5 protein-coding genes are annotated in these 11,777 nt (G+C 38.7%); all 5 read right to left on the bottom strand.

The window, feature by feature from the left end; all coding sequences use genetic code 11:
* Positions 1–27: 27 nt before the first annotated feature.
* Complete coding sequence (locus QMD71_03855; protein MDI6839980.1) at positions 28–1,845, bottom strand: nucleoside-diphosphate sugar epimerase/dehydratase; 1,818 nt, start codon at positions 1,843–1,845, stop codon at positions 28–30.
* Between the two features lie 211 nt (positions 1,846–2,056).
* Positions 2,057–4,735, bottom strand: a complete 2,679-nt coding sequence (locus tag QMD71_03860; protein ID MDI6839981.1) for a T9SS type A sorting domain-containing protein — start codon at positions 4,733–4,735, stop codon at positions 2,057–2,059.
* 178 nt (positions 4,736–4,913) lie between these two features.
* Positions 4,914–6,569, bottom strand: coding sequence for an FG-GAP-like repeat-containing protein (locus QMD71_03865; protein MDI6839982.1), 1,656 nt, complete (start codon positions 6,567–6,569; stop codon positions 4,914–4,916).
* 255 nt (positions 6,570–6,824) lie between these two features.
* A complete protein-coding gene (locus tag QMD71_03870) occupies positions 6,825–8,774 on the bottom strand; it encodes a Ser-Thr-rich GPI-anchored membrane family protein (GenBank protein ID MDI6839983.1) in 1,950 nt (649 codons plus the stop codon).
* A 97-nt stretch (positions 8,775–8,871) separates the two neighbouring features.
* The gene (locus QMD71_03875) at positions 8,872–11,622 is read right to left on the bottom strand and encodes a FlgD immunoglobulin-like domain containing protein (protein ID MDI6839984.1); all 2,751 of its coding nucleotides are present in this window, start codon (positions 11,620–11,622) and stop codon (positions 8,872–8,874) included.
* Positions 11,623–11,777 lie beyond the last annotated feature (155 nt).

An 11,777-nucleotide genomic window follows, 5' to 3' on the forward strand; every position in this document is an offset into this window, starting at 1 on the left:
GTCATTGCAAGCATTAACGAAGCAATCTCATGAATAATTATCTATAATGGACTTACATTTTTTGATAACAAGTTCTGTATTTTGTGTAGTTACATACTGTTCAAGTTCATTGAGCTCCTTTAAGAGCTCAGAGTGAGAGATATGATTATCTGAGCTGACAACGAGTATGTTCTCATCGTGAGTTAATTGAACTTTTTCACCTTTTCCGATAAGTTCTTCTTCAATTTTCTCACCCGGTCTTAAACCTATAAATGAGAATTTAGCTTTATCTTTGGGTAAGCCGGACAGTGCAATAAGGTCTTGTGCAAGGTCAATGATAGGTATTGGGTCGCCCATTTTTAATATGAATATTTCACCCCCATTCCCCATAGCGCCTGCCTGAATAATAAGTTGACCAGCTTCAGGTAGAGTCATAAAATACCTTTTTGCATCCGGATGTGTAATAGTGATAGACTCGTTCTCTTTTATTTGCTGCCTAAATATAGGAATACAGCTACCAGTAGAGTCAAGCACATTACCAAATCTTACGGATACAAATTTTGTACCCGATTCATTTGATAGAGACTGAATATAAAGCTCATTTATTCGTTTAGAGATGCCCATAATGTTTTTTGGGTTGACTGCCTTATCTGTTGAAACCATGACAAATTCTTCTATCGTATATTTGAGGGCAAGGTCGGCAAGCCTTTTTGTACCCAATATGTTATTTTTTACACCCTCAATTACGTTTATATTTTTTTCTAAGACTGGTACATGCTTGTAAGCAGCTGCGTGGTAAATTATTTGTGGTCCTGTAGTTTTTATTATTTCCTCAATCCTTGCAGTATCTTTTATATCAGCTAAGAATGAGACTATATCCAAATTCGTGAATTTACGTCTAAGCGAGAGCTCAACAAGGAAAAGCGGACTCTCCGCTATATCAACCAATATGAGCTTATTTGGATTAAATTTTGCTATCTGATGACAAAGTTCTGCCCCAATTGAGCCACCTGCACCTGTAACCATAATCCTTTTGCCAGATAGATGTAGAGAGATAAATTTTGTATCTAACTCTATTGGCTTGCGTCTGAGTAAATCTGTGACATCTACATCTTTAATTTGTGATATGGATACAGTTCCATTTATTATATCACCAAGTGCAGGTAATGTCTTAAAGTTAACACCCGAAAGCTTACACTTTTCAACAATTTTACGCATCTCGTCTCCTGATGCAGATGGTATGGCAATAATAATTTCCTGTACCTTATATCTACTTACAAGATTTGGAATATTATCTTGTTTGCCAATTATAGGAACTCCGTGGATTGCCCTGCCTTGCTTTAAAGGGTCATCATCAACAAACCCAATTGGATTGTAACCAATACTTGGATTATTTTTCATCTCCTTTAAAATCATTGTCCCTGCATCTCCTGCACCTACAATTAAGACACGCTTAGAACGAGTAATAGAAGGCTTAAGAGCCTCCTTTCTTATCCTTATAATAAACCTGGAGCCACCCACAAATATTACAGTAAGGAACCAATCTATAATAGGGACTGAACGCGGATACCCTACTCCTCGAGATAGTGCAAAAATTACAAAAATTATTGATAAAGTAGTAAGGGTGGCAGCTTTGAGAATATCAATCAAGTCTTGGATAGAAGCATATTCCCAGATTCCTTTATGGAGTTCAAAGTAGTTAAATATAACAAACTTTATAAGGATTGCAATTGGTAGAGTTTTTAAAAATATAGGAAAATCAGCTGGAAAAGTAAAACTTGAAAACCTTAAGACAAAGGCTATATAATATGCAAACCCACCTATCCCAACATCAAATAAAGATATACCTATTTGGCTCTTTCTCATTTATAAAATTTATCCTGTAATTCTAAAAAGTCAAGTTTTTATTCCCTGCGAGTTATGAAAATACAAAATATTTAAAATAAGAAAGTAGCTTCTTTTAGATATAGATTATCTAACCAAGCTTTTTACTGGAAATAAAATTTGTAAAGAAAGTAATAAGCTGGTGTATCTGTTATTGCAGCCATCCACAGGTGCTTACCATATAAATGAGTTGCTATCGTAATAACACCATCTTCTGGGTGAGTACTCTACCCCCATACTCTAATTTACAGAAATAGATGCCTTCTCTCATGAGTTTAGCATCTAAGACAGTAGAGTGGTAGCCAACTTCTTTGACTTCATCAACCAGTGTCTTTACTAATCTACCTGAAATGTCATAAACCCTTAACGATACTTTACTCTTTACCGGTAACTGATAACTGATGACTGTAGTTTGGGTGAATGGATTTGGTGTGATTTTGAGTAAGAGTGTAGTTTTATCCAAAATAGCCTCCTCAACTCCAATGAATGGATAGTATTTACCGTAAGCCCGTAAAACTTCGTAAGGTGAAGAGGCATATCTTGAATAAGTAAACAATGCTTTGTTAGAAGGACCATTTGCAATGGCTGGTGTTACCTCTGTAACCGGTTTATCTGATACAACTATTGTTTCAATAATTTCACCACTTGTATCAATGATTGCCCCATATATGTCACAATTAGTACCACTACGCCAATCTTCCCATAAAACAATGTAATTAGTACCATCAAAAGTTACGCTCTGAAACCCTTGTGCTGAACTATTAGTACAAATTGGTATACCCGATGGGTCAAGTACTACCCCTTCACGAGTCACCCTTCCGCCATAAATATCCCAATTCCCATTCCTTGTATCCATCCAGGTAACAAAATAATGAGTGCCACCAAAACAAATTCTTGGTAGCACACATGAGCGTCCCAATCCGCTGGGGAACAAGCAGATGCCATCAGGGTCAAGTAATGTGCCACCCGGTGTTAAGCGTGCACCGTAAATCTCAAAATTAATACCAGTCCTACAGTCTTGCCATACAATAAAATAATTATCACCATCAAATGCAACTGATGGAAACCATTGTTCTAGTGGTGCAGTTGAAATAGGAATACCAAATATGTCCATAACTGCACCCGATTTCTTTACCCTTGCCCCATAAATGTCTTCTTTCCCATTTCTACTATCATCCCATACTACAAGCCAATTTACACCACCATATGCAACTGATGGATAGCCCTGATTACCTGCCCATGCCCCTATAGTAATACCATTTGGGTCAAGCACTTCTCCTGATGGTGTAACCCTTGCACCCCAAATATCCCAACTTGATGGAAAAGCATGCCATGCAACTAAGTAACTTGAATCTGCAAATGCTATTGTAGGCCAGTATTCAATCCAATTCCTTGTTGATATGGGAATAAGGTCACCAATTGAGCCATCTTGTTGAGTAATTCTTTTACCATATATATCCCACGAATTACGATGCTCACTCCATGCAGATAAATAATTTACACCATCATAGGCAACTACTGGCATCTCTTGAATATTTGATTGAGTTGATACAATAAACCCATTAGTGTCAAGAACAACACCAGCCTGATTTACTCTTGCCCCAAATATATCCCTTGAGTCATATCGCGCTTCAGTCCAGACTGTAAAAGAATTTAACCCATTTGATGCAACTTCAGTCACATATGCAGGCGTGACATTTTCTATCTTAATTGGTGTAGCATCAAGTAATATACCATCTTTACTTACCCTTGCCCCATAACAACCCTTATATTGACCACTCTGGACTGGCCAAGTCACAAAATAATCTATACCATCAAAAGTAACAGATGCAAAAGGTGTATAATATGTAGTCGGTGAGATTCTAATTGGCAAGGAGTCAAGCACTTGTGCTTTTTTATTAACTCTCACTCCATAATCTTCACCAAGGCTTTCCCATACAACAAAATAATAAGGGTCACCAAATGTAACGCGTGGCATAAATGTATGTTGACCAGGCATATCACATATTGCAAACCCTTGTGGGTCGAGGACTTCAGCTTGTGGTGTTACCCTTGTCCCATAAGTTGACCAGTAACTGCTTTTTTCCTCAGTCCATACTACTAAATAATTTTCGCCATCAAAGGCAACATCTGAATAAAAACTTCTACCCACAGTAGATTTATAAATCAAAAACCCATTAGGCCAGTCTAATACAACACCTTCAGGTGTCACTCTTGCACCTCTAATCTCATCATCTCCTCCACCAGGAACACAATCATGCCATACAACAAGAAAATTAGTGCCATCAAATGCTACATGAGCCATACCTCCAGCACGATTTGGTGAATCTGTTATGTTAAAGCGGAGTGTGTCAAGTACTAAACCATCGCTTGCCCGTATCCGTACACCAAATAAATCCCAAACCCATGTCCCCCCAATATCTAAGTCTTCGTACACACATAAATAAATACCATCCCCATATCCAACCACTGGAAACATGCCAACAAGGTAGTTACCAACAGCACCTGTCCCACCTACCTTAATCCCGTTAGGGTCAAGAACTTCACCTTCAGCAGAAACACGTGTGCCATAAACATCTTGCAATACCCTCTCATCACTCCATATAACAAAATAATCTTCACCATCAGAAGCAACTTTAGGTGTACCCTGATGAGCTGGTGAAGACCAAAAACATAGAGTTGTATCTATCATAAAATCACTATATGAGACGGTATTCCACTCCCTGTTGCTGCCACTAATCTTAGTATAGGATTCAAATCTCTTCATCCAATCCGGTCCCTTCGTCAATTCTACTCTATCTGTTTCTGCCCCATAATAGACATTGGAGCCCCAAAAATAAGCCCCAAACATTAAAGCTAATACTATATTCATAATACACCTCCTCTTATTTAAATTCGAAACTCCAATTTCCAAATCCTAAACAAATCACAATTTCCAATGTCACAAACCGTTTGAGATTTGGTAAATTGGAGAATTAGAATTTGTTTACCCAGCATCACTTTGGTGCGGGGTTTAGAGTTTAGAATTTCGAATTTAGGATTTAGTTTAGTCATTCCATTAAAAGCAGTTGCTTGGTTAGACTCCTATTCCCAACTTGTAGCTTACAGAAGTATACACCACTTGGTAATAGCTTGCCACTCTCATCTCTGCCATCCCAGACAACAGTTATTGGGTTCATCCCGATTTTATCGGGATTGAGCTCGGGTAGTTTTGGGTCTCCTGACCCAAAAGACTTAACTAATCTGCCAGTTAGGTCATAAATCGTTAATCTGTAATCTGTACTCTGTAATCTGTAATCTATACTTTGTATTCTGATTTCTGTTTTTCTGCTGAATGGATTAGGATAGACTTCTAATTTTACACTTTGCACTTCTAACTTTGAACTTTGAACTTCCTCAATACCCATATTAGTATTTTCAAATAGATAATTGCCAGAGAGGGCAAGTTCCATATCTATTGAGTAAGTGTATTCAACTGTCAAAATATTACCAGAATCGGGCATATTCTTAAGTGTAAACCAGCCAGCTACCAAATCATAACAGTAATCACTAATTGGAACCGTATCATTATTAACCTTTATCACTTGTAACTTATGAACCGGGTAATGCGATAAGTAGAATAATTTCTTTGTCCCATCAACTGTAAATGTATCTATACTTGCAACAAGCCCATCATTGTCAACATCACCCCACGCTACATTATGTATACCACTGACATTTGAGAACCAATCAGGCCAAGCAATTAGACTGCCATTATTATTTGCATAGACACAAGCAGCACGTCCTATGTTTGCACACGCTAAATCCATATAACCATCACCATCTACATCACCAAATGCTACCCCTATAGAGTTGTAGACATCAGCTGATACCCATGATGGACTTGTCTCAAGTGTTCCACCTGTATTCATAAAGATAAAGTTAGGAGCATCTTCCATAGCCGCACCTGCCCCATTTCCACAAGCTACATCAAGCCAGCCATCGTTGTTTACATCAGCAACTGACACACCACCGACTGGAAGAATTTGTGGTGTCTCAGAAGTCCAAGAAGCTGTAGTCTCAAGTGTTCCATTGTGGTTATAATATACTCTTAACATAGGCTTTGCCCAGTTAATATTACCAACTACAAGGTCAAGCCAGCCATCGTTATTTATATCTGCCCAGGCACCACCTGAAAAGTCAATATCGTGGTCATTAGCCTGCCATGAAGGATTAGACTCAAGTACTCCATTATTATTGTAAAATACACAAGGATATTGTAGCATATCAATAGCAGCTAAATCCAAATCACCATCATTGTCTACATCAGCCCAACCAGCCCAGCAGCCACCCTTTGAGCCTACCCATACCGGACTAGTACTTATGGAGCCAGCCTCATTTTTGTACAGTTTTAGCCTACCACCTAAAAATTGACAATTCGCTATTACCAAATCTAAGTCACTATCATTATCATAATCAGCCCAAGCACACCATACAGAAGGGTCAAAATCAGCCGATTGCCATACTGGGAATGTGTCAAGTATACCATGTTTATTCATAAAGATGTAGTTAGGATATGCCTCCCTAGCAACTGATAAATCAAGCCAGCCATCATTGTTGAAATCAGCTAAACTGATACCACGTGCCTTATCATCATAATAAGACCAGCGAGGGGCAGGATTTAATGGAACCAATTGCATAATCCATAGCATTAATATTGCTACCATTTTACACCCCCTTTTACAAACTCATCCCAACTTTGTCGGGATAAGTTTTACCTCGAAAAATATAGCCCATTTCCTTCTATATCACACAATCATAGACATCACCACCTTCTTAAAATTCTAAATCCCAATTTCTAAATCCTAAACAAATCTCAACCCCGAAATCCCAATGTTCCAAACTGTTTGGAATTTTGAAAAATTGAGAATTAGAATTTGTTTAGAGTTTAGGATTTTGGATTTAGAATTTATCATAGCATCTTACCTTAGCATAAGCAATTGCTTGGTTATGCTCTTATTACCCACTTTTAACTTGCAAAAATAGATTCCAGAACCTACCTCTTTACCAGAAAAATCTTTACCATCCCAGCTAATAGAGTTAATTAGTTGATTAGTTGATTGGTTAACTAGTAAGGAGCGAACTAATCTGCCAGCTAAGTCATAAATCATTAATCTGTAATCTGTAATCTGTAATCTGTAATCTATACTTTGTATTCTGATTTCTGTAGTTCTGGTGAATGGATTAGGATAGATTTCCAATTTGGGCCCACTTATCACTGATTGTAATTTAGTATTTTCCTCAATTCCAGGTGGTCCAGTCGCTATAGTGAATGTGGCATCACTTGAATCAGTGGTCTCACTCCAAGGCGTATAATATATTTGCACCTTTGCTTGATTTGTAGGTGTATTGGGAACTTTCCATGAATATACACCGTCATCAGGGTCGCTATAATCTATTACAGACCAACTTGTGCCATTGAAATAGTGGATTACGACATCACCACTTAACCCAGTTGTCACCCATTTAATATCATAAGTTGAATCTACTCTCAACCATTCACCACCATTAGGATATAAAATTTGGATTTGACGGCAGATAATAAAGTTGACATCACTATAATCATTAATGGAAGGTTCACTAATAACTGTTATTTTTACCTTGTAGTTAGTATCAGGAGTACAAGATGTCGGTACAGTCCATGAGTATAAACTATCATTTTGAGTACTACTCGCTATGGTTTCAAATAAGCTACCACCCTTATACAACTCAAGCTTTACATCACCACCTACAGTTGTTATCCACTTTATATCGTAGGGCTTCCCTATTACCCAGCATAGCTTACTGTTAGGCGATGTTACCTCTATTGCCCTTATAGTGAAGTTGGCATCACTTGCATCAGTATTAGTGGGGATACAGCTTGTATGCGTTACCTTCACTCTACCCTGAGTTGTAGGTTTGTTTGGGACTGTCCATGAATATAAACCATCATCAGGTGTGCTCTTAATTATCGTATTCCACAATGAGCCGCCATTAGTAGAGTAATCTATTCTGACATCGCCACCTCCACCTGAAGTATTCCATGTAATGTTATATGATTGACCACCATTTAAGACTTCACCCCCATTTGGTAATACTACTTGAACATTTTGACATATGCTAAAGTTCGTATTACTATAGGTATAAATGGATGGAGCACTCACACTTATAATTTTTACCTTATAATCTGAGCCCGGCTCCTGAGTTGCAGGTATACTCCATGAGTATAGACTATCATTTTCAGTGCTACTACTTATAGTGCTATTTAAGCTACCTCCTTTATACAACTCTATCTTTACATCACCAGTGACGCCTGCACTTAACCAGCTTATGTTATGTAAATTACCCCTCATCCAATGCTCACCACCAGTTGGCGACCTAATTAATATTGCAGGTGAATTATAATAGCCATCAGCTCTTTTGTGTATTATTGGTTGTGCACTCGGTGAGGCAAGGTCAACATCCCCTAAATGTAATATTGAGCCCCTACCACTTACAACTACTCTCCATACTATTGCAAAAAGTTTACCATTACCATCAAGACCAGGATTTGGAGACAGACAAGCACATGCTACCCATAACCAGCCCTCAGTATTGTTTATATCTCTCTTTATCCAAAAGACATTGCCACTGTTACTTAAGGCTGTACTATCAATAATCCTATCACAAGTTATCACTGATGGGTCAAAGTATAGCTTGACATCAAACCCGTACAGATTTGGACTGGTAGTACTCTCCATATAATAAACTGAATCCCTAAAAGTAGAGCCAGCCGATAAACCAGTCTGCGTCTCAGGTGATACAGATACAAGCGGTGTATCAATAAGACTCGGACTCTTTTGAGTACTAAAATTTACCCCTATAAGAACTATCAATAGAACAAAATTATACATTTTCCCCCCTCTCTTAAACTATTGTTTATAGTTTTTAAATCTATATTTACAATACTAACTGAAATTTGTCAAGTCATTTTTGCCTTCTTCTATGACATTACCTTAATAAAAGCACTTGTTTAGTTAGATTCTCATCACCTACTTGTAACTTACAAAAGTAGATACCACTTGGCAGTCTATTCCCACTATCATCTGTGCCGTCCCACGAAATAGTAACAGTATGGTAAGGCTTCAGCCTTGCAAAAGATTTGACTAATCTACCTGCTAAGTCGTAAATACTCAATCTGACTTCTGACTTCTGTCCTCTGGTTTCTGGTAACTGATAACTGATAACTGTAGACTGACCGAATGGATTGGGTCGTATGTAGAGGTAAGGGCTACAAATTGGTAATGTAGTTGTCTCTTCTATTCCTGGAATAGTATAAATGAGACCCCATACTCGTTCTGTAGAGTATGGAGCGGGTGTAAATCTATACCATGTAATAAAGAATTCATCATCCGGTCCCTTTGCAATTGATGGTGCGTATTGGTCATAAGGCTGAATAGAGATTGGTATACCACCCGGGTCCAATACTTCACCACTCGTTGTCACTCTTGCACCATAAATGTCTGTATCCACATTACGCTGGTCACACCAGCACACTAAATAATTAGTGCCATCAAATGTAACTACTGGATACCATCTTGGTGCCATCCCTGAAGAGATAACAATTGCGTTAGGGTCTAAGACTTCGCCATCTATACTTACACGTGTCCCATGTATACCCCACTTCCCAGTGTATGGGTCATACCACGCCCATACAACTAAATAATTCTTACCATCAAAGCCGACTGCCGGATATCCTTTATTTCCTGTCTCAAGTGATATCCGCATGCCGTTATGGTCAAGAACCGTGCCTTGTAGACTAATTCTTGCACCGTAGATTTCAAAGTGTCTACCATCATCTCTACTATCATGCCATACTACTAAATAATTACTGGCCCCAAAAGCAACTTCAGTAAAACCACTACCACCCTGGTTGTATGGGACATGATGGGTAATATTAAGATGCGCAACAACATTACCCTCTGGGGTTACCATTGCACCGTAAACCTCACCTTCACACTCAGGGAAAAAATCAGCTGCATCGTCGTAGACTACAAGATACCTATCTTTACCAAAAGCTACCTTAGGATACCAGAGGTCAACACCAGTGAAATCAATAAGGATTCCAGCAGGATCCAATACTGCACCTCCTTGACTAACTCTTGCCCCATAAATGCTATAATAAAAGCCACTCCTAAAATCCATCCATACTGTTAGGTAATTCGTACCATCAAATGCTACACGTGCCCCATATTGCCAAGAGTGAGCAGTTGAAATAGGGATAGCAACTGTATCTAAGAATTCACCATATTGATTCATACGTTTACCGTAAATATCCCATTCAGTAGATATGCTCCTATAATCTTGCCATGCAGCAAAGTAATTTGTCCCATCCCATAAAACTGATGGCAGAATCTGGGTATTAGAAGCCCATGAAAAATTAATCCCTGCCAGGTCTAATACATCACCACCTACTGATATACGAGAGCCAAAAATATCGCTTGCACTCCCAATCCTAAATTTATCCCAAGCCACTAAGTAATTTATACCATCAAATGCTACACTCGGATTACGATTCATTGGATATGACTCAGCTTGTGTAATCCTAATACCTAAAGTGTCTAAAACAGTGCCATCGCCAGCTACCCTCGCAGCATAGATGTGTGGGTACCACTGATGGTCTCTGTCATCAGTCCACGCTATGAGATAATTAGTCCCATCAAATGCTACAACTGGCCCACTTTGGGAGTTAGGGGCAGTAGAGACAGGGATGCTGACAGTATCTAATACTACACCATCTTTGCTAACTCTAGCCCCATAAATATCAGGCCTGTACTGGTTAGTTTGGTCCTCCCACACAACCATATAGTTAGAGCCACCAAAAGCAACTGAAGGCCAGCAGCAAGGAGCGGGAGTAGTCTCAATAGGAATACCTACACTGTCAATCACAGTGCCAGCAGTTGTTACTCTCGTACAATAGATATCATAGTTGCCACTTCGTTTGTCCATCCACACAACTAAATAATTAGTGTCATCAAAGCTGACTCTCGGATTAGCTTGAATACTATTTGCTGATGATATAACAAAGCCATTAGGGTCTAACACTACACCTTCCTGGCTTACCCTTGCCCCATATACATCACTTGCATCCGGTATATACTTAGTCCAGGTCACTAAATAATTAGTGCCGTCAAATGCTACAGATGGTCGTCCCTGATACCCTTGGGCTACACATATCTCAATCCCATACGGGTCTAAGACTTGTCCATCCATGCTAACCCGTGCCCCATATATATCTCCATTATCGTTGCGTTTATCTCCCCATACTACAAGGTAATTACTACTACCAAAAGCAGCTGATGGGTTCACCTGTTCACCTGCTTCCATACAAATGACAATACCCGATGAGTCAAACTCTACTGCAGGCGAGACAATAACACCATAAATGTCACCGGGGTCAGGCTTACGGCGCTCATCTTTCCAGACCAGTAAATAATTGCCACCACCAAAACAGATATTCGCATACCCCTGGAAATTACCCTCAGGTATATATACAATTGGCGTATCAATCATAAACTCACCCGCTAAATCCGGATATCCCCACTGTATGTCACTTGTAAGAAAAGTTGCATCTCTTTTAGCTACTACAAGAATAGATTCAGGGCTCCTGTGTAAGTTATTAAGCCGAGGGATAGCAGTTACAATAAAGTTAAATGGAAATCGTACTCCACATACCGATAATAAAAGGATAAATAACATCATCGCACACCTCCTTAATGTTTGTAATTTTTAATCCATGCTCTCTTCTATTTAATATAATATATATACCAAACTAAATTTTGTCAACTCTTTTTATTTCACTTGTTACTTTTCAGCAAAAATGTCCTCTTTTATTTTTCAGGTAAAATGTCCTCTAT

Source organism: bacterium (assembly GCA_030018315.1).
GTDB lineage: Bacteria > Hydrothermota > UBA3073 > JACQXS01 > JAGMCI01 > JASEGA01.